Origin of the sequence: Pseudomonas sp. R4-34-07 (assembly GCF_003852375.1) — a bacterium.
Lineage (GTDB): Bacteria > Pseudomonadota > Gammaproteobacteria > Pseudomonadales > Pseudomonadaceae > Aquipseudomonas.
Genome location: NZ_CP027760.1, coordinates 2,122,850 through 2,144,602, shown reverse-complemented (window position 1 = coordinate 2,144,602; position 21,753 = coordinate 2,122,850). Strand labels below are relative to the sequence as shown.

17 protein-coding genes and 2 pseudogenes are annotated in these 21,753 nt (G+C 59.4%); 14 read left to right on the top strand and 5 right to left on the bottom strand.

Annotation, left to right across the window (positions count from 1 at the left end; translation table 11 throughout):
- Nucleotides 1-7: 7 nt before the first annotated feature.
- Nucleotides 8-1,549 (bottom strand): acetolactate synthase large subunit, encoded by a 1,542-nt coding sequence (locus C4J85_RS09935; protein ID WP_124362226.1) that lies wholly within the window; start codon nucleotides 1,547-1,549, stop codon nucleotides 8-10.
- A 291-nt stretch (nucleotides 1,550-1,840) separates the two neighbouring features.
- Between C4J85_RS09935 and C4J85_RS09930 the strand changes: the two genes are divergently transcribed.
- Nucleotides 1,841-2,599: an IclR family transcriptional regulator gene (locus C4J85_RS09930; protein WP_124362225.1), complete on the top strand. Its 759-nt coding sequence runs from the start codon at nucleotides 1,841-1,843 to the stop codon at nucleotides 2,597-2,599.
- Between the two features lie 26 nt (nucleotides 2,600-2,625).
- Here the strand turns inward: C4J85_RS09930 and C4J85_RS09925 are convergent, their stop codons facing one another.
- From C4J85_RS09925 to C4J85_RS09915, 3 genes are all read right to left on the bottom strand, one after another.
- A complete protein-coding gene (locus C4J85_RS09925; protein ID WP_177412824.1) occupies nucleotides 2,626-3,948 on the bottom strand; it encodes a hypothetical protein in 1,323 nt (440 codons plus the stop codon).
- A gap of 92 nt (nucleotides 3,949-4,040) precedes the next feature.
- On the bottom strand, nucleotides 4,041-5,462 hold the full coding sequence (locus C4J85_RS09920; RefSeq protein WP_124403728.1) for an aldehyde dehydrogenase family protein: 1,422 nt from the start codon (nucleotides 5,460-5,462) through the stop codon (nucleotides 4,041-4,043).
- Nucleotides 5,463-5,559: 97 nt separating this feature from the next.
- On the bottom strand, nucleotides 5,560-7,008 hold the full coding sequence (locus C4J85_RS09915) for an APC family permease (protein ID WP_124362223.1): 1,449 nt from the start codon (nucleotides 7,006-7,008) through the stop codon (nucleotides 5,560-5,562).
- 263 nt (nucleotides 7,009-7,271) lie between these two features.
- Between C4J85_RS09915 and C4J85_RS09910 the strand changes: the two genes are divergently transcribed.
- From C4J85_RS09910 to C4J85_RS27940, 3 genes and pseudogenes are all read left to right on the top strand, one after another.
- Nucleotides 7,272-8,762, top strand: coding sequence for an MFS transporter (locus tag C4J85_RS09910; protein WP_124362222.1), 1,491 nt, complete (start codon nucleotides 7,272-7,274; stop codon nucleotides 8,760-8,762).
- Nucleotides 8,763-8,864: 102 nt separating this feature from the next.
- A pseudogene (locus C4J85_RS27945) lies at nucleotides 8,865-10,145 on the top strand (HAMP domain-containing protein); the annotation flags it as partial.
- Between the two features lie 333 nt (nucleotides 10,146-10,478).
- Nucleotides 10,479-11,003 (top strand): annotated as a pseudogene (locus C4J85_RS27940) (methyl-accepting chemotaxis protein); the annotation flags it as partial.
- 66 nt (nucleotides 11,004-11,069) lie between these two features.
- On the opposite strand, the gene C4J85_RS09900 reads toward C4J85_RS27940, so the two are convergent.
- Nucleotides 11,070-12,032, bottom strand: coding sequence for a helix-turn-helix domain-containing protein (locus C4J85_RS09900; RefSeq protein ID WP_124403726.1), 963 nt, complete (start codon nucleotides 12,030-12,032; stop codon nucleotides 11,070-11,072).
- A gap of 212 nt (nucleotides 12,033-12,244) precedes the next feature.
- Here C4J85_RS09900 and C4J85_RS09895 point away from each other — a divergent pair, with 212 nt between their 5' ends.
- The 10 genes from C4J85_RS09895 to C4J85_RS09850 all read left to right on the top strand — a co-directional run bounded on the left by C4J85_RS09895 (nucleotide 12,245) and on the right by C4J85_RS09850 (nucleotide 21,657).
- The gene (locus C4J85_RS09895) at nucleotides 12,245-13,621 is read left to right on the top strand and encodes an aspartate aminotransferase family protein (RefSeq protein ID WP_124409518.1); all 1,377 of its coding nucleotides are present in this window, start codon (nucleotides 12,245-12,247) and stop codon (nucleotides 13,619-13,621) included.
- A 38-nt stretch (nucleotides 13,622-13,659) separates the two neighbouring features.
- Nucleotides 13,660-15,114, top strand: coding sequence for an aldehyde dehydrogenase (locus C4J85_RS09890; RefSeq protein ID WP_124362218.1), 1,455 nt, complete (start codon nucleotides 13,660-13,662; stop codon nucleotides 15,112-15,114).
- A 98-nt stretch (nucleotides 15,115-15,212) separates the two neighbouring features.
- Nucleotides 15,213-15,776, top strand: coding sequence for a cytochrome b (locus tag C4J85_RS09885; protein ID WP_124362217.1), 564 nt, complete (start codon nucleotides 15,213-15,215; stop codon nucleotides 15,774-15,776).
- A 317-nt stretch (nucleotides 15,777-16,093) separates the two neighbouring features.
- Nucleotides 16,094-16,843, top strand: coding sequence for a hypothetical protein (locus C4J85_RS09880; protein ID WP_124362216.1), 750 nt, complete (start codon nucleotides 16,094-16,096; stop codon nucleotides 16,841-16,843).
- A gap of 115 nt (nucleotides 16,844-16,958) precedes the next feature.
- The gene (locus C4J85_RS09875; RefSeq protein ID WP_124362215.1) at nucleotides 16,959-17,183 is read left to right on the top strand and encodes an AlpA family transcriptional regulator; all 225 of its coding nucleotides are present in this window, start codon (nucleotides 16,959-16,961) and stop codon (nucleotides 17,181-17,183) included.
- A gap of 4 nt (nucleotides 17,184-17,187) precedes the next feature.
- Nucleotides 17,188-18,033: a ParA family protein gene (locus C4J85_RS09870; RefSeq protein ID WP_124362214.1), complete on the top strand. Its 846-nt coding sequence runs from the start codon at nucleotides 17,188-17,190 to the stop codon at nucleotides 18,031-18,033.
- 84 nt (nucleotides 18,034-18,117) lie between these two features.
- Nucleotides 18,118-18,327, top strand: coding sequence for a hypothetical protein (locus C4J85_RS09865; protein ID WP_124403725.1), 210 nt, complete (start codon nucleotides 18,118-18,120; stop codon nucleotides 18,325-18,327).
- Between the two features lie 14 nt (nucleotides 18,328-18,341).
- Nucleotides 18,342-19,928, top strand: coding sequence for a ParB family protein (locus C4J85_RS09860; protein ID WP_124406844.1), 1,587 nt, complete (start codon nucleotides 18,342-18,344; stop codon nucleotides 19,926-19,928).
- Nucleotides 19,925-20,473: a DUF2857 domain-containing protein gene (locus tag C4J85_RS09855; RefSeq protein WP_124403724.1), complete on the top strand. Its 549-nt coding sequence runs from the start codon at nucleotides 19,925-19,927 to the stop codon at nucleotides 20,471-20,473. The genes C4J85_RS09860 and C4J85_RS09855 overlap by 4 nt, the downstream gene beginning before the upstream one ends.
- The gene (locus tag C4J85_RS09850) at nucleotides 20,470-21,657 is read left to right on the top strand and encodes an STY4528 family pathogenicity island replication protein (protein ID WP_124403723.1); all 1,188 of its coding nucleotides are present in this window, start codon (nucleotides 20,470-20,472) and stop codon (nucleotides 21,655-21,657) included. The genes C4J85_RS09855 and C4J85_RS09850 overlap by 4 nt, the downstream gene beginning before the upstream one ends.
- The last annotated feature ends 96 nt before the right edge of the window (nucleotides 21,658-21,753 follow it).

Here is a 21,753-nt window from a genome sequence, read left to right as displayed (position 1 = left end):
GACTCCTTCACAGCGCCATTTCGATCAGGCAAGGCCCGGCATTGGCGGCGGCGTTGGCCAGCGCCCGTTGCAATTCGGCGTTGGTGTGTACGGTGCAGGACGGCACGCCATACCCTTTGGCCAGGGCCTTCCAATCGATACGCGGACTGTCGAGTACGGTCAGCTTGAGCGCCTGCGGGTCGAGCTCGGTCATGCCGAAACGGCGCAGTTCGTTCTGCAGGATCGCGTAGCGGTGGTTGGCGGCAATCAGGATCACCACCGGCAATTGCTCGCGGGCGATGCTCCACAGGGTCTGAATGGTGTACTGGGCGCTGCCGTCCGATTGCAGGCAAAACACCCGGTTGCCAGGCTCGGCCAGTGCGGCGCCAAAACCCACCGGAATGCCCTGGCCGATGGCGCCACCGGTATTGGTCAATACACGGTGCCGCGCGGCACGGGCAGAAGCGGTGAAAAACGGATAGCCGCAGGTGCCGCCCTCCACCGAGACAATGCAGTCGTCCGGCAGCGCGGCGGCCAACACTTGCCCCACCGACTGCGGGCTCAAAGCCGCCTCGCCCGGCGGCAGCTGGATGTCCTGCGGCGTCGGTACATAGGCCGGCGCATCCAGCGCATCGGCCAGCGCGGTCAGCGCCCCGGCCACATCGTCGCCCACTTCGGCCAGCGACAGCAGACGCTCACGCTCAGCCAACCGTGACGGAATACCTTCGTAGCCGAAATAACTGATGGGCTCCACGACACCGGCGCACACAACCTTGTCGTATTGCTCGAGGATCTCAATTGCCACTTCCGGGAAATACGGCAAGCGATCCAGGTCGGGCAAGCCGCCGCCGCGGTAGCTCAGGCGCGGGAAAGTCTCGGCAAACATCCGCACGCCGGGCAGTTGCGCCAGGCGCCCCGCCGCTTCCAGGCCGGCCACTGACAAGCCTTGGTCACCGACGATGAAGACCAGGCGCTGGCCATCGCGCAGCGCCTGGGCCACGGCTTCGATACGGTCGCCGGCAAAGCGCCGGACCGGCGCACGTAGCGGGCTGAACTGCCCATTGTGGGTCGCCGTATTGGATTGCAGGTCCATGGGCAGGATCAAGCTGGCGATCTGGCCTTTGGCTTGCCAGGCGGCGCGCATGGCTTCCTGCAAGTCCTCGCCCACACCGGACGCGGTGCGCGAGGTGCGTACCCAACCGGAAACAGTACCGGCCAGGGCCTGGATGTCGCTGGCCAAAGGCGGGTCGTAATTGACGTGCCATGACGCGTGGTCGCCGATCACATTGACGATGGGCGTGTTGGCGCGCCGTGCGTTGTGCAGGTTGGCGATGCCGTTGGCAAAGCCCGGGCCCAGGTGCGTCAGGGTCATTGCCGGTTTGCCGGCGATACGACCGTAACCGTCCGCCGCGCCGGTGCACACCCCTTCGAACAACGACAACACCGGCTTGAGGGCGGGTGCACTGGCCATGGCGGCCACCAGCGGAATCTCGGTGGTTCCCGGGTTGGCGAAGCAGTATTCGATACCACTTGCCGCTGCCGCATTCACTATTAGTTGTGCGCCATTCATTGTCAGCCCTCTCACTTGAGCGTTTTCTTTGATGAGATTTATCACATATAAAGACACTCATAACAAGATTTAATTTAAGTTAAATCTCTTATTTTGAGATTATATGCAATTAATACGTTCTCAATATAGAGTGATGACGTGTGGGGGCGGGCTTGCTCGCGAAAGCGGCATGTCAGTCCACACAGCCGTCACTGAAGTACCGTTTTCGCGAGCAAGCCCCGCTCCACATTGGATCTGGGGCGTTTTCGCCTATAGTGCTTACCCGCACGCCTCCCCTTCTCTAGGAACGAAATGAGCAGTCTGAGTAAGTTGTTGAGTGTCCTGGACCTGTTCGGTCCACAGACGTTGAAGATCGACCCGGACACCATCGCCGAGCGCATGAGCCTGTCGCGCGCCACGGCGTATCGCTACGTCAAGGACCTGTGTGACGCCGGGCTGCTGACGCGCGTGGACGCCGGCAGTTACGGCCTGGGGCCCCGCGTGATCGAGCTGGACTGGATGATGCGCCAGTACGACCCCATCCTTCTCGCCGGGCGCGAACTGATGCATGAACTGTCGACGCAGACCGGCCTTGCGGTGTTCGCCAGCGTTTTCTATGACGGGCGCATCATCAACACCTACATCGCCGAACCGACTGACACTTACCACTTCTCCTTCGGGCGCGGGCACCCGCTGCCGTTTTTTCGCGGTGCGCAATCCAAGGTGTTAATCGCCTATCAGAAAGGTCGGCGCTTGCAACGCCTGTTCGAAGAACATATGGCCGGCGACCCGGAAAGTGCCTATGACTGGGCAAGCTTTGCAAAGGCCACGAAGAAGATTCGCAAGGACGGCTATTGCCTGACCCACGATGAACTCAACCTGGGCCTGACCGGCATCGCGGCGCCGATCATCCAGCCGGATATGGACGAAGTGGTGGGCAGCTTATCCGCCGTCGGCAGTACTCAAAGCTTCAGGCTGCTGCGCCAGGAAACCGTGATCGAGATGGTGATGGACACCACGCGACGGATTGCCGAGAACATGCGCAATCAGCCGGGCGCCGCCGCGCCCTGAAGTTGAGGCGCGACAGCCAGGGTGGATCAGAACGGTACGGCGACGGTCACCTGGCTGTATAGGTTGGTGCCATTGCCGACAGCCTGGTTTCCGCCCGTAGTGGAGTCCTGTTTTGGCTTGTAGAGACCGATCAGCGGCGTGATGATCAAGTGTGGGTTGACGGCCCACTCGGCGTACAGGTCCAGCTCCCGCGCACTGAGATTCAGCGCATCGCTTTTGCGCAGCGTGTCGAAGTCGAAGTACAACGCACCCAGGGTCAGGTTTTCCAGCGGCGTGGCTTTGAGACCCACATGCTGGATGCGCGTGTTGCTGTTGAACGGCCCGGCATAGTTGCCGGCGACTTCGCCTTGCAGCCAGGTGCCGTAGCCGGAGCTCAGACCTGTAAACAGCGAATCCCATTTTTGTGAATAGCGGGCATAACGATAGGTAACCTTCGGTGCCCAGGCCACATCGGCAAAGGTATAACCGGCTTCGCCGTACCAGGCTTTTTCCGGTCCGCTGTCTTTGTCCTGCCAGGCGTATTCGAATGCCAGGCTGACGTTCGGCAGGCCCGCATCGCCTTCGCCGCGCACGCTATAGATATTCATACCCTTGCGCTGGCGCTGAAAATCACTCGCCCAGCGATCATTCACATCAATGCCACGCACCCAGGTCAACCCCAGGGTGCCGGGCTTGGTGGTGTAATCGAGCGTACCGGCGGCCACTTCGGTTTCAGCCTGGGCGCGGTTGTCGGACTTGAGCCACAACAGGCTGCCATGCAGGCCATCCTTGCCGCCCAAGCGCAGGAACGCGGTCTGATCGAAAGCATGGCGCGCCGCCAGGTAGTAAGCACCGCCCCGGTTCAGCTTGCCATCGGCCGGGCCCTTGCCCAGGTTCGGCCCGTCGTCGTTGATCAGGAAGCCACTGCCGAGCTTGACCACTTGGCGCCCACCGGAAATATCCACACCGTCCTGGCCCAATGCCGGGAACAGATCGCCGGAGCGCCACCCTAGGTAAGCGTCTTCGATTTTGGTGGTGCGTTCGGTGCCCAGAGTGTTGCCGGCCGGGTCGCCGTCGCCCCAAGTGGCGGAGCTGAGCAGGGCGAACGCACCATAGGCGGTGCCGTTGCCCGCCAGGGACTGGTCGCCGCTCAAGCCGTATTTGATAAAGCCTTCGCGCCAGGTTGAGCCACCCGACGTGCCGTCATAGTTCTTGCGGCTGTTGAACATACCGAATACGGCGGTCATGTCTGCGTTGAAATGGCGGCTCTCATCGCTGTACAGCTCGTAGGCCTGGGCCTGGCTGATGGCGCAGAGCGTCAGGGTACAGGCCAATGTACCGTTGAGAAATGAAGTGGAGGGATACCGCATGATCGAAGCTCCTTGAAGTGCGCCTTTAAAGGCTGTCTCAGGTAATTGGCATAACAGGGGCGCAGCCGCGCTGCGCCAGGTTCGCCGAGGCGTTACTCGCCCGCGCGCTTATTGACGAACAGCAACTGCTGGCCGGTGAACTCCAACAGACCTTCAAGGCCGAACTCGACGCCGAAGCCGGACATCTTGCTGCCGCCGAACGGCGTGTTCGGTTGGATCCGGGCGTGGCAGTTGACCCAGGCCACGCCGCTTTCCAAGCGACTGGCCAAGGCCTGGGCCTGTTCGACTTCCGGTCCCCATACCGAGCCGCCCAGGCCCATGTCACCGGCGTTGGCACGGCGCAGCACATCCTCGACGTCGCTGTAAGCGATCAGCGGCAGCACTGGTCCGAATTGCTCCTCGTCCACCAGACGCTGGCCGTCGGTCACATCCGCGACCAACGTAGGCGGATAAAAGAACCCAGGACGGTCCAGACGTGCGCCGCCGCACAACACCCGTGCGCCCTGGGCCCGTGCATCGGCGACCAAGGCTTCAACCAGTTGCAATTGATCGAGGTTCTGCACCGGCCCAAAGTTGACGCCGGGCTCCAAGCCATCACCCACCACCTGGCGTTCAGCAATTAGCGTGAGCGCATCGGCAAAGGCCTGGTACTGGGATTCGTGAATGTACAAACGCTTGAGCGCAGCGCAGGTCTGGCCCATGTTGAGGAAGGCGGCCTGAAAAATCTCCTCGGCCACCTCCTCCACCGGGGTGCTGGGCAATACGATCGCGGCGTCGTTGCCGCCCAGTTCAAGGGTCAGGCGCTTGAGATTGGTGGCCGCGCCGCGCATTACGCTCTGGCCGGTGGCGGTGGAACCGGTGAAGACAATTTTCTGGATCCCCGGGTGCGAGGTGATCGCACTGCCGAACCCCTGCTCGCCGGTCACGCAGTTGATCACACCGTTGGGCACATGCCGCGCAATGATTTCCACCAGGCGCAGGGTGCTCAGCGGCGTCAGGCTCGACGGTTTGCTGATCACGCAGTTGCCGGCGCGCAGTGCCGGCATGATGTGCCACACGGCGATCATGAACGGCCAGTTCCACGGAGTGATGGAAGCCACCACACCCAAGGGTTTGCGGTGCAGCTCAATGCGCTGGGTCGGGGTTTCTTCCACCAGTTCCACGCCAATCTGCTGTTCGGCGGCATAGCGGGTCCAGGCGGCGGCGCCCATGACTTCGGAAAATGCCAGCTCCAGCGGCTTACCTTGTTCGCGCACGATCAACCGGGCCAACTCATCGGCGCCCTGCTCGATATCCTCGGCAATCGCCAACAGACGCTCGCAGCGCTGAGCATGCGAAACATGACGCCATTCCTTGAAAGCCGCCTGGGCGGCGGCCACCGCATCGTCCAGTTGAGCCAGCGAGCCGGCCGGGCATTGGGCAAATGCGGCGCCGGTGGCCGGATTGATCACCTCGAACTGTCCGTTTTCACCGGCAACCTGAACCCCATTGATAAGCATCTTGTAGTGGTGCATGTGTCATCTTCCTTTAACGCTGGCGAGCCTTGCCGGACACCGGCAAGCGAACAGTCTATAGTGTGCAAGGTGCAGTGAGACGGTATCGCTCAATGCCTCAGAGTTTGTGGCTGCCCAGCGCCAGAAAACGCTGCGGCGATACCTTGCGCAGTCGCGCGGCGAGAAAAACCCCGCCCAGCAGCGCCGCTGGAATGACTGCGCATAAGGCGTAGGACAAGAGCTGGCTCGCGCCGGTAAGCACATCGAAATGCACCACCGCCAGCACCAGCACCATCAGCAAGGCCAGGCAGGAGAAAATCGGCAGAATACGCCCCCGCCAGATGCCGACGTTGAGTTCGGGATGCCGGTGGAAATACACACACACCGAGATCGAAGTCATCGCCATGAGCAAAATGACGCACAGCGTGGCGAGGTTGGAGAACCAGGCGAACAGTTGCAGGATCGGATCCGCATCCATGGCGGCGAAGATCAGCACCACGACTGCGGCGATCAGACTTTGCAACGCCGAACCCATATGCGGGCTTTGGTGCACACGGTGGGTGGTACCCAGCAAACTGTGCAGCAGACCGTCCCGGCCGATGGCGTAGAAATAGCGTGCCGCGGCGTTATGAAACGCCAGCAGCCCGGCGTAGATGCTGACCATGAACAGCACGCGGATAATTTGCGTCAGATAGGGGCCGACAAAGTGGTCCGACATGCCGTAGATGAAGGTGGTCGGGTCCTGCAAGGCTTGCAGCATCGGCACGATTTTATCCGATCCTACGCCCACCACCATCGACCAGACTGACAGCGCGTAGAACCCGCCGATCAGCAGCACGGAGCTGTAGGTGGCAATCGGAATGGTGCGGTGTGGGTTTTTCGCTTCTTCGCCGTAAATCGTAGTGGCCTCGAAGCCGATAAAGGCCGCGAAGCAGAACAGCAGGCCGATCGACGGAGTACCGCTGAACACGTGCCGGCTGGTGAAGGAGTCGAGATTGACACCGCTGTCGCCGCCGGTCTTGAGAATCGCGACATCCAGGGTCAGGATCGCCAGGTATTCGGCAATCACCACCACCGACAATACGCGGGCCGACAGATCGATCTTGCGATAGCCGAGGATCGCGATGCTGACCATCGCCATCAGCGAGTAGGACCACCAGGGCAACACCAAGCCGTACACGCTCTCCATGGTGCCACTGACCACACCACCGAACATGCCATAGAGGCCAACTTGCAGGATGTTATAGGCAAACATCGCCAGCACACCCGCCGCCCCTCCGGCCAGGCCACCCAAGCCACGCGAGGTAAAGGCGTAGAAACCACCGGCGTTGGTGACGTGGCGAGCCATGGTGGTGTAGCCGACCGAGAACGCCACCAGCACCAGCAAGGCGAGCAACAACAACGCCGGGGTACCGGCACCATTGCCCAGCATGATGCCAATCGGGAATCCTCCTGCGATGACGCTGAGCGGACTCGCCGCCGAAATCACGAAGAAGATGATAAAGCCGACACCCAAGGCGCCACGCTTGAGCTCCGTGGAGCTGTTGACCGGGATAGATAGACTCATGTTCTTAACCTTATTGTATGAGGCAGTCGCTGTGGTGTAGGTCCGATCAAGGCGCTATCGGTACCAGGTAGCGCTTTTGTTTTTGGGATTGCACGCTGTATTCGATGCTATGCCCCCCCACGAACAACCCGCTATCCCAAATCGGTAACATCGCCGGTGTCACATCAGACCGACAGATACCGGCCTTCAGGACCGATTTGGGATAACGGAGCCCCTCTGCATTCAGGCATGCTAGGTCCAGCCCCCTATTCTGGATGCCAGCCATGCCCTTTACTGACTCCAAGCGCCGCTGGCTGATACTGGCCATAATCTCCAGCGCATTACTGCTTATCGTCATTGACATGACGGTGCTGTATACCGCCTTGCCCACACTGACACGAGAGCTAGGGGCCACGGCGTCACAAAAGCTCTGGATCATTAATATCTACGCGCTGGTCGCCGCCGGACTGTTGTTGGGCATGGGCACCCTCGGGGACCGCCTTGGGCACAAACGCCTGTTTATCGGTGGCCTGGGCGTTTTCGGCCTGTTCTCGCTGATCGCTGCATTCTCGCCGTCGGCCAGCGTATTGATCGGCGCCCGTGGTTTCCTCGCGGTCGGCGCAGCGATGATGATGCCCGCTACGTTGGCGCTGGTGCGTTTGACGTTTACCGACCCGCGCGAGCAAGCCATGGCGTTCGGTATCTGGGCCTCAGTAGCCTCCGGGGGCGCCGCATTCGGCCCCGTAGTGGGTGGGCTTTTGCTGGAGCATTTCTGGTGGGGCTCGGTGTTTCTCATCAATGTACCGATTGTGCTGCTGGCTCTGCTGCTCGCAGCGACAGTGATTCCCGATCACCCGGGGAATGCGCAAAGACGCTGGGACTGGCTGGGTTCGCTGCAGGTCATGATCGGCTTGATCAGCGTAGCTTATGCGGTCAAGGAACTGGGTAAACGGCACCCCTCCTTCGAAGCCATGCTGATTGCGCTCGTCTTGGGCACGTTATTTCTGACGCTTTTCATTCGACGTCAGCGGCGTGCCGATCAGCCGATGCTTGATCTGACGCTGTTCCGCGCGTCAGGCTTCAGAAATGCAGTGATTTCAGCAGTGGTATCAGCCGCCGCCTTGATCGGCATGGAACTGGTATTCAGCCAGCGCCTGCAACTGGTGCTGGGCCTGTCGCCGCTGGAGGCGGCGCTGTTCATCCTGCCGCTGCCGCTGGGTTCGTTCGTCGCCGGACCGCTTGCCGGGCATTACCTGCCGCGCCTGGGAGAGCAGCGTATGCTGTTCTGGACGCTGCTGCTCTCAGCCGCTGCGATGCTCACCTATTTGCTGGCGCACAACGCCGCAGCGCCAGTGCAGATCGTCAGCCTTGCGCTGCTGGGCTTTACGATGGGCGCAGCGCTGACCGCAGCGTCCAGCACGATCATGCTCAGCGTGCCCGCCGACAAAGCCGGCATGGCCGCCTCCCTTGAGGAAGTATCCTTTGAACTGGGCGGCGCCGCGGGCGTGACGCTGGCGGGCAGCCTGTTATCGGCAATCTACACGTACTCGGCGAGCCAGACGATTGCGCCATGGCTGGCCCTGAATCCCATGATCTTCGAGAGCCTCGACGATGCGCTGGTGGTTGCCGCGACGTCTTCGCCCGAACACGTCACGATGCTGACCGAGTTAGCCCGTGCGGCGTTCGACGCAGGTTTCGTCGCCGTGCTGGCGGCCTGTGCGGCATTGTTGCTAATGGCAGCGCTGCTGGTCAGGCCACGTAAACTGTTGTCATGAATAGGTGACAGCAGCCGATGTAGTGACACATCCAATAAAAAGTCGGTGGTCCCAAACCAACCGATGATCGATCAACACGCTGTTCACCTGTGAGATAGCCAAATGCTCGACGCCCTTTCCATCCGCTTGAAAATCGTCCTCTTGTCCGGTTTGTGCCTGCTTGGCGTGATCGGCCTGATCGTCGGCATGAACCTCTATCAGGGTAACCAGAACAACCGGTTGATCAGCACCTCGAGCAGCAGGATGCTGACCGAAAGCGGCGAAACCCTGCTGCTGGCCAGGGCCGCGGAGCAGGCAACGAACCTGCAAAGAGTCTTCGGCAATAGCCTGCAGATCATCAGCGCTTTTTCCGACCAGGCGGCCAACTTACGCACCATGGCCGCCCAGCGGGGGTTGGCGGCCGCTACATTGCGTGAGGAACTTAACCTGGCGCTCAAGACGACGTTCGAACGCAATCCGCAGGTTCTAGGGCTTTGGCTGGTTTACGAACCTGATGCGCTGGATGGAAAAGACCGTGAGTTCGCCAACGACGCCGCACGCGCCTCCAACGAAGATGGACGGTTTGCCAGCGCCTGGAATCGCGGCGCAGGCGAAGCGATGAATATCCTGATCCCTGAAAGCGACTTGCAGAAAACCGAACTGAGCATCAGCGGCACGCCTTATAACAGTTGGTACACCTGCCCACGAGATACCCGAAGCACTTGCCTGATGGCCCCTTATGCCGACACCCAGGCCGGACAGGTTCAACTGATGACCACGCTGTCGATGCCCCTGATCGCCGATGGCAAGGTCGTCGGCACCCTTGGGGTCGATCTCGCGCTCGGCGCTCTGCAAGCTGCCGCCAGCGATGCTCAGCGTACGCTGTTCAACGGTTCAGGGCGCATGCTGATTGTTTCCGACAGTGGTGTACTTGCCGCTTACAGCGCGGACGCGAGTCAGATCGGAAAAAACATCAGCGTTCCTTCGGCAGAGGATGGCAAAGCAGTGCTCACCGCATTGAAACAACAAAAGCCGGTAGTGCTGGCACGTGATGACCTGATTCGCGCTGTCTACCCCGTTGCGCCAATGCCCGAAGCGGCGGCGTGGGGAGTGGCTATCGACCTGCCGAAGGGCGTCCTGCTGGCGGACTCAATGAAGCTTCAGGCCTTGCTTGACCAGACGCAAACCCGCGACATACTGGAGTCGCTGCTGGTCGCCATCGGCGCAGGGTTGTTGGGCCTGCTACTAATCTGGTTCACCGCCTCCGGTGTGACACGCCCCATCAACAGTGTCGCTCGAATGCTCAAGGCGATTGCCAGCGGCGACGGCGACCTGACCCAGCGGTTGGATTACCGCAAGAAAGATGAACTGGGCGAACTGGTGAACTGGTTCAACCGGTTTCTCGACAAACTGCAACCCACCATCGCGCAGCTCAAGCAGAGCATCACCGCAGCGCGCGGCACCGCCGACCAGTCTTCGGAAATCGCGCGCCAGACCAGCGAAGGGATGCAGGTACAATTTCGCGAGATTGATCAATTGGCAACCGCTTCCCACGAAATGAGCGCTACTGCGCACGAAGTCGCCAACAGCGCGTCAAACGCAGCCCTGGCGGCCCGGGGCGCAGACCAGGCGTCCAAAGAAGGCATAACCATCATTGAGCGAAGCACCCGTGACATCAACGCGCTGGCCAGTGATGTCAGCAAGGCCGTAACTGAAGTCGAAGCTCTGGCGATCAACAGCGAACAGATCGGCTCGGTGCTGGAAGTGATCCGTAGCATCGCCGAACAGACCAATCTGCTCGCCCTCAACGCCGCGATCGAGGCCGCACGGGCCGGGGAAAGCGGCCGGGGTTTTGCGGTGGTTGCCGACGAAGTACGCAACCTTGCCAAGCGAACTCAGGATTCGGTAGAGGAAATCCGTTTGGTGATTGAGCGTATCCAGACCAGTACGCGTGGCGTAGTGGCAACCATGCACTCAAGCCAGACTCAAGCCCAGAGCAACGCCAGCCAGATCCATCAGGCCGTGGAGGCGCTCGGTAAAATCAGCAACGCGGTTACGGTCATCAATGACATGAACCTGCAGATTGCAAGCGCGGCGGAAGAGCAGAGCGCGGTGGCCGAGGAGGTCAATCGCAACGTCTCGACCATCCGCGGCGTGACCGAGACACTGACTGAACAGGCCGCCGAGTCGGCGCAGATCAGCAGTCAGCTCAACGAACGGGCCAACCAGCAAATGAAACTGATGGACCAGTTCCGCGCCTAGAACGTAGCGGGCATCGACCGCACTGCGCGGCCAGGCGTACGCTCAGCTCCACCGCCGCGCTGGTGTTCAGGCGCGCGCGCAGACGGGGATGGCAGCGCGAGGAGTGTGGGACGGCAACTCTGCAAACAGCGTCTGGTACTCTTCGGCAAAATGGCTGAGGTGGTAGAAACCCCATTGAGCGGCGACATCACCAATCGAAAGGTGGGACGCGAGGGTACACATCAGGGTGCGGCGCACACCGTTGAGCCGGACCGAGCGCAAGTAGTTCAGCGGCGTGGTCTCGGCTACCGAGCGGAAACTGTTTTGCACGGTGCGCCGACTTACCTGCAGGCGTTGGCACAACTCGTTAACGCTGGGCACGTTGATCATTTCGGCAGTCGTCAGCCGGTGGCATTTCTCGACAATGAAGCTGCGCGTGGAACTCGGACTGCGTTGCTGCTTGTCACAGGCCGGGTCGGTAAGCAATTGCAACAACTCACCGAGCAAGGCCCGTTCCAGCCCCTGCTCGCGCACGCTGTCGAGTTCGTCATCGATCTCAGCCAGGGAAAGCATCGCGAGCAATCGAAGCCGAGCCTGGGTGAAGCGCTGGGCGGACACTCGGATCACTGGCTGGCGCAGCAACCGAGTGATCTCACTGGCCGACGCCGTCTGCGCCAGCGCCTGTTCGAACCAATCGCGTTCGAAAGTGATGGACAGCAGCTCCATGCCCATCGGCATATGGAACATGAACTCCTCGCCCCCCTGCAGAAAGAACAGGCTGCTGTCATCCACTTCGCGCCCCTGCATGCGCGTCGAACCCGGCACGCTGATCGGCACGGCGAAGCACATCTTGCCGCGCGGCGCCACACCGCGCTGCACCACCCGCTGGTTGATCTGCTCGCGGAAAACGTGGCAACGCGCAGTGGTCAGCTGCATCAGCGAACTTTCGGCCAGACCGGCGGTTAACTGGCTGTAATCCTGGTTCCACTCCTGAACGGTGGCCGCATGGGCATGGATATCACGAAAATGGCTTATGTGGTGGTTTCTCATGATGTGCGAAAAGCCTCTGCCAATTTTTGTTTTTAGTTCGCATTCCTTTGCGATATTCGCACAAAGTTCAAATCCCGCGAAATTTCTTCTCAAATCCCCTTTGTCGAAAACTGCGGACGGCCGATTCATCTATTTGCCGATTCGGGCTAACGGTCAAGGACACTCCATGAGAATGATCCACACACTGAAACCGCTACCCCAGAGAGTGCGTCATGATCGAGTCCAAACTAGAATCCCTGCACTTCGCGGATGCCCCGCGAATTATTTCCAGCACCCTGCCCGGCCCCCTGACCCGCGAGGCCCTGGCGTTGTCGGCGAGCACCGAATCAATGGCGCGTGGCGGCGGCCGCATGCCTATCGCCATGGACCGCGCGTTCGGCGCGACCTTCAAGGATCCCGACGGCAACACCTTCATCGACCTGTCTGCGGGCGTAGGCGTCAGCAGCGTCGGTCGTTGCCACCCGAAAGTCGTGCAAGCCATCCGCGAACAGTCCGAAGTGCTGATGCATGCCCTGGAAATCAACAGCACCCGCCGCACCGAACTGGCCGCCAAGATGTCCGAGATCGCGCCCGACGGCCTGCGCGGCGACTGCATCACGTTCTTCACGCAAAGCGGCAGCGATGCGCTGGAAGCTGCGATCAAGTTCGCCAAACGCATTACCGGGCGCCACCAGATCCTCGCCTTCCACGGCGGCTACCACGGCGTGTGGAACGCCTCCGGCGCCCTGACCACCGGCACAGCCTACCGCAAGGGCTACGGCCCGATGATGGGCGGCGTGATTCACGCGCCCTACCCATACGCCTACCGCTTTCCCTTCGACACCAGGCAAAAAAGTGCCGAGCAAATTGCTGGCGACTATGTGGACTACCTGCTGAACAGTCCTTACACCGCCGCCGATGACGTGGCCGCGGTGATTGTGGAACCGGTGCAGGGCGAAGGCGGCTACGTGCCGCCCTCCCCCGAGTTCCTGCAACTGTTGCGCAAGGCCTGCGACCGCGCCGGCGCGTTGCTGATCGTTGACGAAGTACAGTCCGGTGCGGGCCGCACCGGCAAGATGTGGGCGGTCGAACACTCCGGTGTGAAACCCGACATGCTGACCTTCGGCAAGGGCATTGGCAGCGACTTGCCAATGGCCGGGTTGATCATGCGTTCGGACCTCGCCGCCCAGATTCCCGACGGCTCGATGCCTAATACCTTCGCCGCCAACTCGTTGTCTGCGGTCGTGGCGTTGACCAATATCAGTATCTTGCAGGACCCGGAACTCGGTCTGCTCGATCGCGCCCACACCCTGGGGCTGGAAGCGCAGGAACGTATCCGTGGGTTCAACAGCCCGTTCGTTGGCGAAGTCCGCGGCCGCGGTTTGATGATCGGTATCGAGCTGGTGGAAGACGCCGCCACCAAGACACCGCTCGAGGGCGCCAAGATTGGCCAACTCATGGGCTACCTGATGAACCATGGCGTACTGATGATCCCTTGCGGGCGCTACAGCAACGTGATGCGTGTGATGCCCTCGCTGACGATCACACGCTCGCTGTTCTTCAAGGCATTGGACATCTTTGGTGATGCGCTGGCTTCCCTCAAGGCATGAGGCGTGTCACCTCCGAACAATCACGCATGGACATCCACATGACTCAGCACCTGAACCACTTTATCCAGGGCGCGCCCTTCGAAGCCAGCGACGGCGCGCGCATCCCCCTTATCAATCCCGTGACCGAACAGGTGTACGGCAGTTGCGCAAGCGGCACCGCCGAGGATGTGGACCGGGCCGTGACAGCGGCGCGCGCCCAGCTGGAAGGTGGCGCCTGGAGCCGGCTTGACGGCGCCCAGCGCGGCCGGCTGTTATCGAAACTCGCTGACCTGGTGGAGCGCGACAGCGAATCACTGGCCGACATGGACGCCGACGCCATCGGCCGTTCACCGCTCGAACCGCGCCGGATGGACCTGCCCAACGCTATCGCCAACCTGCGCGCCGCCGCCGGCTGGGCCAACCAGCTTGAAGGACGCACCATTCCCACCGGCGGCTACTTCGGTCGCAAGACCCTCTCGTACACCGTACGCGAGCCAGTGGGAGTCGTGGGCGCCATCGTGCCGTGGAACTCACCGCTGATGATCACCGTGTGGAAGCTCGCCGCATTGCTGTCGGCGGGCTGCACCGTGGTTATCAAACCTTCGGAAGAAACCCCGCAATCGGCCCTGCATCTGGCGGCGCTGGCGCAGGAAGCGGGATTTCCTGACGGCGTGATTAACGTAGTCACCGGTTACGGTGCCCAGGTAGGCCGCGCCTTATGCGAACACCCGCATGTGGCCAAGATCAGTTTCACCGGCAGCCCCGAGGCTGGGCGTGAGATCCAGCGCACCGCGGGTGTGCTGTTCAAGCGTGTGGCACTCGAACTGGGCGGCAAAAGCCCGCAGATCGTGTTCGACGATGCGCCTTTCGATGAGGCGCTGTTCGGCTGCACCCTGGGCCTGTTCGCCAACCAGGGGCAGATCTGTGCAGCCGGCTCGCGCATCCTGGTCCAGCGCAGCCTCGCCGAGAGATTCGCTGGTGCACTGGCCGACGCCGCGCGCGCGGTCAAGGTCGGCGATCCTCGCCAGCCTGACGTGCAGATGGGGCCGGTGGCCAAGAAAGCGCAATTTGATCGCGTCAACCGTTACATCCAGCTCGGTATCGACCAAGGCGCCTCGCTGCTGGCCGGCGGCGTATCCACCCCTAACCAGGGCTGGTTCGTACGCCCAACGATTTTCGCCAATGCCCGCAATGACATGACGATCGCCCAGGACGAGATCTTCGGCCCTGTCGGCACGGTGATCACCTTCGACAGCGAAGAAGAAGCCGTGGCACTGGCTAACGACTCCGCCTACGGCCTGGCCGCCACGGTGTGGACCACCGACCTAGCGCGCGCGCACCGCGTGGCCGCAGCGGTAAAGGTCGGCGCCATCGGCGTCAACTGCTGGAGCCCGCTGGACGCCAACCTGCCGTGGGGCGGCGTCAAGGCCAGCGGCATCGGCCGCGAAGGCGGGCTGAGCGGCGCGCTGGTCTACACCGAGGAGAAAGTGATCACCGTGCTGCTGCCTGCCTGAGAGCAGTCACTGCACTTGCCATCCTCGCGGCCATGGCCGCGGAGGGTGGCATTCAATCGTGCGTTTTCAACGCCTTGATGATCAATGAAGAGACTGCGATGAACAACCAAACACAAACGGCAATCGATCGGTATCCCGTGTCCCTGCGCATCCTGCACTGGGTGCGTGCCGTCGTCATAGCCGGGCTGCTCTGGGCCGGCTGGCACATGACCGGGCTCGATGATGAAGTCGTGAGTAAATACACGCTCTACTACCCGTGGCACAAATCGTTCGGCGTGCTGGCGTTTCTGCTGGTGTTAGTACAGATCGCCTTGCGTGTTCGCACCCCCGCCCTTCCGCAGCCACCGCAAACACTGGCGGCGCATGAGCGTTTCCTCTCACGGTTTGTACAACGCTCCATGTACGTGCTGATCGTGGCCGTCCCGTTGATGGGGTACTCGATGTCAAGCACCTACACCATGAGCGACGGGGTATTCTTTTTCGGTGTGAACCTGCCGGAGCTGCTGACAAAGAATGACGATTGGTTTGTCGTGTTCCAATGGCTACACAAGGTACTGGCCTATACCTTGCTGGTGTTGATCGTGCTGCATATCGCGGGTGCGCTCAAGCACCGACTCTTCGACCGCGACCCTCGTAACAATGTGTTGCGCCGCATGCTATGAATTAATAACCTTCTCGATGCAAGCACAGGATGCGCCACCCCCCTGTAGAGCATGTAATAACAGTTGCTACCGGTCGGTGCCCTTAGATATCGGCCGAGGTGTAGCGCATAAGACATCCTCGCTGCAACTGTTCCAACTAACTTATACTTTCAAATCGGGATATAAAAACTGCGCCGGCAATATAATCAGTCAAATGGAATGACCTCACCGAGTCAACTTGAGTGAATCCGTCGCTGCAAATCAGCTATTAGCAGGTTCGCGATGTAAGAAGGTACTACGGGAGGCCCATCCATCCAGAAATGGAGGTCTACCAGTAGATGCCTACTAACTTTTCTAATCCGCAAACCAAGCTCTTCTATAGGCCCATAGAAGCGGCTCTGCGCTGGTGTAATCTTATTCATCATGAGTCTGAAATATTGAAAGCCGCTTGGCTGCAGCCAAATAACCTGCCTCAGCTGTTTTGTCGATGGCCAAGTCTTCAGGCAGCCGTAGAAAAGATCGGTGATGCTTTACGAAATGGAGAACTGCCTTATGGTTGCCTCGGCATTTCTGTTCCTTTGGGAAGCTATGTAGAGCCCTATCAGCTTACCATCCGCCATTCAGACTTACGCCGTTGGATGGAGATTCATTATCCCGACCATAAGCCCAGTTTTTTATTCGAGTCCGGTGAGGATGCACCTGCAAAGGTGAGCCTCGGAACTTTTCTCTCGTTGAAAGCAGATCGAGATGAGTTATCGAGAGCGTTCAAAGCGCAACAGCAGCTCATTCAAGAAATCTTGGGAGAACTCCAGTCGATTGGACTTGAGAGAGATGATCTCAAAGCCTTGGCCAAAACGAATGGTCAACTCAGCGAGCGCAGCGAACTGACCTATCACAACATCATTGGGGCATTGGTCAGCCTTCTCTTGGACCATTCGCCCGCCGGAAAACCTCTTTCGGTATTCACGAATCAAGCAGCCATCGTTGATGCCATTGTCGCTCGTCACAAAGATGTGCCCGGCCTCAGCAAGCGCACGCTGGATGAAAAGTTTGCCGTGGCCAATCGTAGCCTCAAAAAAAACAACTGATCCAGTCAATTGCGTTGCAATAGGCTTGATTGCAATGCAATGACTCATCCCGCCTTGTGCGATTCAATCCATGTCACTTCCCACCACGCGCCAATCGGCGCCAGGAGTGACTAGCATGTCCAACCAATCTGTCACCTCAGTTGAAGCACCTCAACCCCAACGCCACATCATGCGACGTGATGAGGTTGAACAAAAAACCGGCTTCAAACGTGCGCACATTTACAACCTGATGAAGGAAGGCAAGTTTCCGCGGGCGAAGCGTATCGGACTGCGCGCAGTTGGCTGGGACTCACTGGAAATCGAGCACTGGATTGCAGAACGCCTTTCGCAACAGGAGTGAGGGGATGCACGTGATATCGGTGGTTTCCACTAAGGGCGGGGTAGGTAAAACGACAGTAGCGGCCAATCTCGGTGGTCTGTTGGCCGATGCTGGCTTGCGCGTTCTGCTGTTGGATCTAGATAGCCAACCCACCCTATCCAGTTATTACTCATTGAGCCAAAAAGCTCATGCAGGTGCGTACGAACTCATTGCACTCAAGCTAACAATACCTGAGCGAATAATATCTAGGACTGCAGTCGTCGGTCTCGACCTGATTTTCTCCAACGACGATCAAGGTCGACTGAGCACCTTGTTGCTGCATGCCCCTGACGGACGACTACGCCTGCACAATTTGCTCAACGAGTTGTGTCTCAATTATGACCTGCTTTTGATCGATACTCAGGGAGCACGCAGTGTACTGCTGGAGATGGCCATCCTGGCCTCCGATCTCGCCCTCTCTCCCATCACGCCAGAAATGCTCGCTGCCCGCGAAATGCGCCGTGGCACCTTGAAGCTATTGAGTGAGCTCGAGCCGTTTCGCCACCTGGGCATCGACCCGCCGCCCTTACGGCTCTTACTGAACCAGGTAAACGTCAATCGAGTGGACACCCGGATGATCATCCGAAGCCTGCGCGAGACTTTCGCAGAGGCTACCAATATCTCGGTGCTAGACACCGTAATCCCGGACCGAGTGGCCTATCTCAATGCCGCCTCCCTCGGCTTACCGGTCCACCGAATAGATACACGCCCGTCGAGTAAACGTCGACGCTCGCAGTCTGCGCTAGAAATCATGCAGGCGCTGGCCATCGAATTATTTCCGGAATGGCGCGAAGCGATCTCATCGGTAATGAGGTGTGCGGAACCTCAATAAAACAAATTGCCCAATCAGCATTTCACCCAATTACTTTTGTTTGATCGACCTTGAAGCCAACAGGGCTTGGTAAGGAGTTTTCTAATGTTGGATCAGTTTCCTATCGTTGTTCAGCCTTCCATTCGACCCAGCGACGCGGCTTGCGAGGAGTACTGCACCGTGGTTTTTCATTTGCAAGGGGGGCGCTCGGCCATGGTGTGGTTCCTCGCAGAACTCTCCCAACATTTCGAAGGTTCAGGGACTGCCGAAATCGTGAAATTCGAAGTCGGTGACCATTTGCGTAGCCGGCGTTAATCGAGGCGGTTCCGATGAAGAAGCTCAGTCAGGAGGAAATCACCGACAAGCTGCGCCAGGACCACTTCACTCAAGGTCCTGGACTGGAGCGACTGTCCGATCCAGTCATCGACACTCCCATGTTGGTCACTCTGGAACAGTTACGTCCCTACGAACACAACCCACGCTTCATACGTAACCCGCTTTATGACGATATCAAGGCATCGATCCGTGAACGCGGGCTGGATCAACCGCCACCGATTACCCGCCGGCCGGGTGAAACCTCTTTCATCATCCGCAACGGCGGTAATACGCGCTTGGCAATTCTCGGCGAGCTGTGGCAGGAAACTCGCGACGAGCGTTTCTTTCGGATCCACTGCCTGTTCCGACCTTGGAGCAATGAAATCACCGCCCTACTCGGTCATTTGGCTGAAAGCGATCTGCACGGTCAACTCACGTTCATCGAACGGGCTCTGGCGGTAGCCAAACTCAAAACCATGCTTGAGTCGGATGGCCCAGAGCTCTCACAACGGGAGCTGGCTCGACGCCTTGCCGCTGGAGGCTATCCGATTTCGCAGTCGCATATCAGCCGCATGCTGGACACCCTCGAACACTTATTACCCGCCATTCCACAAACTCTGTATGCCGGATTGGGTAAGCCTCAGATAGAGCGTCTGATCGGTCTACGTAGTCAGGCTGAACGAACCTGGAACCGTTATCCAACTGCCACAGTTGCGTTTGCAGAGTTCTGGCTGGAAACCATGGGCTACTTCGATGGTGATCCTGACTCGTTTGATCTTGAGCAGATCCAGGACGAACTGCTCGAACGCATGAGCAGCTTGCTCGGACAGTCCTACCGTATGCTGGCCCTGGAGCTGAGCGATACCCAACGGGGCGCCCGCACGCCTGGGGCTATCGTCACCACGCCTTCAGAAAGCAGTCATCCGCCAAGCGAGCATGAAGCCGCGGCAGAACCGCCCTCCTCCGATGCGGAATCAAAATCAATCGAGGCCGAGAGCAGGATAGAGCCAATTTCAGAAGAACTGCTCGCAGAACCCGAAACAAATGCTTTACCAGCGGCCAGTCCTCGATCACGCGTTCAACAGATTCGTGAGCAAATCGATCGCGAGATAGCCACCGAAACGACGTCCCCAGTCGAAACCTGCCCAATCGACGACCTTTGGATCATCAAACCACTGATGGATACCCCCGAGCAACTGCGTTTAGCCATTGCCGGACTGGCTCGTGAAATGGCGGCCTATGCCGGAGATGCCGAGTGCATCATTGATCAAAAGCTTGGCTTGGGCTTCGCGTTGGACATTGAGCGACTCGATCTTTCAGCGCCTCGCTCGACCGGCGTTCACCTAATGCTCCTGGCCCTGCTACGTGCTCAAGACGAGGTGAACTGGGAAGATCGCAAGCAAATACCTTCCGCACTGTTCGGGCAACTGTTGTTAGGGGTCTATCAACTCCCTCTACCAGATCGACCAGTCACAGACGTGGGGCTGGAGCGACTGCCTGACAATCTGCTAATCAAACTGTTTCGCCTGATCCGCTTGGCCCGGAGACTAATCGACTTAACGCTCACCTCTGAAGAAAACTTACCGAAGGAGCTGAGATGAACCTGTCCTTCAATATGCTCAATCAAGCCATGCTAACCCAGGTACTGCACGAACTACGCCTGGGCAACCTGCAACGCTGCAAGGCACTTGGACTCAGTGAGGATGACATCTTCGTGCTGCAATCCTTACCACCGACCACGTTATCGCGCCTGGCCCATGCCACAGTCCCTTGGCTTGAGGTCAAGATTGACTCGCCAGTGCTGCATCGTTTGATTGAACAAGCTGAACGCGACGAACAGAACGAACGGTTGATCAACCGAGCGCTCAAACTCGGCGCCAGCAGCACCATTATGTACCAGTGTTTTGGCTTGGCGCATTCGGAAACAGCCATGCGCCGGCGTCTACTCAAGATAGAAACCCGTAAAGGCCGCCCCCAACATTTAAGCGAAGCGCAGGAGCATGCGTTGTGGCAACGTTGGCGACAAATACGAACAGAGGACGGCACCGAGGATAAACTCGACGCCATGATGATGCTTGCCGAAGAACAGCAGATCAGCTTGACCATCGTTTGGCAGCAAATCGACCAGTACAGCAACAAAACATGAATGCTGGTCCTGCCAGTCGCTGGCAACGTGTCCTGCAGCAATGCACACAGCAGCTGCATGAGCGCTGGCCAGCACGCCCTACCACTGAACAGCCCTCCAACCAGGCTCTACAGGCTGGCTTTCTGTTTAGCGGCCAATCACACGAGGTCGTGCCACGTCGGCTGCTATTGGACAATCGGCTGACGCCATTGGAGCGAAATGCCTGGCAGGTATTTCGACTCATGCTGCAAGGCCAGGGCGTGGTCACGCCGCGCTATGAGGATTTGCAGCCTTACCTCTCGAGCGTGCCCTACGGTGCGTCAGCCTCGCGTGAAACCATTGCTCGCGTGTTGACGATGCTCAGGCTCACTCGTTGGCTCAGCTTGGTTAGCCGCGGTCGCGATCAAATCAGCGGGCGGCTACAAGGTTCTTTGTATGTTCTGCACGATGAGCCGTTAACCCCCGCCGAAGCCATGGAGCTGGATCAGGATTATCTAGAACTGGTCGGACATGCCCTCGGTCATGCGACGAAGGCGGTGCGGATTGTCGCTCAACACATTGTGGAGGAGGTCCGACAGGACACGAATATCGATCAGGGTCGGTTACCGACGCGGCTCGACAGCTGGGGCGAACAGTGGACGCAGCAAGGCTTGGATCAGCCACCCGGTGATGCACTCCACGATTCCGAACAGAGGGAAGATCACCGCGTTCGGAATCGTGCAGGCTCTCGTTCGGATTCCGAATCAGGCTTGAACCCTAACGTTTCCAGCACCGTTCGGAATCCGAACGCTGCCTGTACTGTATTAAAAGAAAGTAAATGTACAGTACCGCGCGCGACCTCTACTGTGGATAACCTGCGCTGGCCCACTGCGCTACACCTGAGTCCCAGCGAACGTCAGGCCGTCGCGGCGGCGCTGATCAAGCTTAACCCAGCGGATCAGCAGGCTGTGCTCAACGAGGCGGGGGCACGCTGTAAGGCCGGCGGTATCCGCAAGCCAGCGGCCTATCTGATGGGCCTGATCCAGCGTGCGCTGAAAGGCGACTTTCGTCCTTGGGCAAGTCAGGTCGAACCGTCACCCGTCGCAGAGCCGCCCCCATCCGCTCCCTCGCGGCCGACTCGGAAAAAGGGCGAACCCGCATCAGCCCTCGCCCAAGCGTGTCTGAATGAGCTGCGCCAACTGCGTGGACGCGGTGGAACTCAGTAGAGTTGATGCCAGTGGCATCAAATCCATAGAGCTCCAGTCTACGAAATGTCGTACCGGGCCATGGAGCTTTTAGAGGAACACCGGGACGTACTCAAC

Excerpts from the sequence above, each read along its gene's own strand:
- C4J85_RS09930 (WP_124362225.1), top strand. The coding sequence starts at position 1,841 with ATGAGCAGTCTGAGTAAGTTGTTGAGTGTCCTGGACCTGTTCGGTCCA.
- C4J85_RS09855 (WP_124403724.1), top strand. The coding sequence starts at position 19,925 with ATGAACCTGTCCTTCAATATGCTCAATCAAGCCATGCTAACCCAGGTA.
- C4J85_RS09895 (WP_124409518.1), top strand. The coding sequence starts at position 12,245 with ATGATCGAGTCCAAACTAGAATCCCTGCACTTCGCGGATGCCCCGCGA.
- C4J85_RS09925 (WP_177412824.1), bottom strand. The coding sequence starts at position 3,948 with ATGCGGTATCCCTCCACTTCATTTCTCAACGGTACATTGGCCTGTACC.
- C4J85_RS09915 (WP_124362223.1), bottom strand. The coding sequence starts at position 7,008 with ATGAGTCTATCTATCCCGGTCAACAGCTCCACGGAGCTCAAGCGTGGC.
- C4J85_RS09860 (WP_124406844.1), top strand. The coding sequence starts at position 18,342 with ATGAAGAAGCTCAGTCAGGAGGAAATCACCGACAAGCTGCGCCAGGAC.
- C4J85_RS09920 (WP_124403728.1), bottom strand. The coding sequence starts at position 5,462 with ATGCACCACTACAAGATGCTTATCAATGGGGTTCAGGTTGCCGGTGAA.
- C4J85_RS09880 (WP_124362216.1), top strand. The coding sequence starts at position 16,094 with ATGCCTACTAACTTTTCTAATCCGCAAACCAAGCTCTTCTATAGGCCC.
- C4J85_RS09870 (WP_124362214.1), top strand. The coding sequence starts at position 17,188 with ATGCACGTGATATCGGTGGTTTCCACTAAGGGCGGGGTAGGTAAAACG.
- C4J85_RS09865 (WP_124403725.1), top strand. The coding sequence starts at position 18,118 with ATGTTGGATCAGTTTCCTATCGTTGTTCAGCCTTCCATTCGACCCAGC.
- C4J85_RS09900 (WP_124403726.1), bottom strand. The coding sequence starts at position 12,032 with ATGAGAAACCACCACATAAGCCATTTTCGTGATATCCATGCCCATGCG.
- C4J85_RS09885 (WP_124362217.1), top strand. The coding sequence starts at position 15,213 with ATGAACAACCAAACACAAACGGCAATCGATCGGTATCCCGTGTCCCTG.
- C4J85_RS09875 (WP_124362215.1), top strand. The coding sequence starts at position 16,959 with ATGTCCAACCAATCTGTCACCTCAGTTGAAGCACCTCAACCCCAACGC.
- C4J85_RS09850 (WP_124403723.1), top strand. The coding sequence starts at position 20,470 with ATGAATGCTGGTCCTGCCAGTCGCTGGCAACGTGTCCTGCAGCAATGC.
- C4J85_RS09935 (WP_124362226.1), bottom strand. The coding sequence starts at position 1,549 with ATGAATGGCGCACAACTAATAGTGAATGCGGCAGCGGCAAGTGGTATC.
- C4J85_RS09890 (WP_124362218.1), top strand. The coding sequence starts at position 13,660 with ATGACTCAGCACCTGAACCACTTTATCCAGGGCGCGCCCTTCGAAGCC.
- C4J85_RS09910 (WP_124362222.1), top strand. The coding sequence starts at position 7,272 with ATGCCCTTTACTGACTCCAAGCGCCGCTGGCTGATACTGGCCATAATC.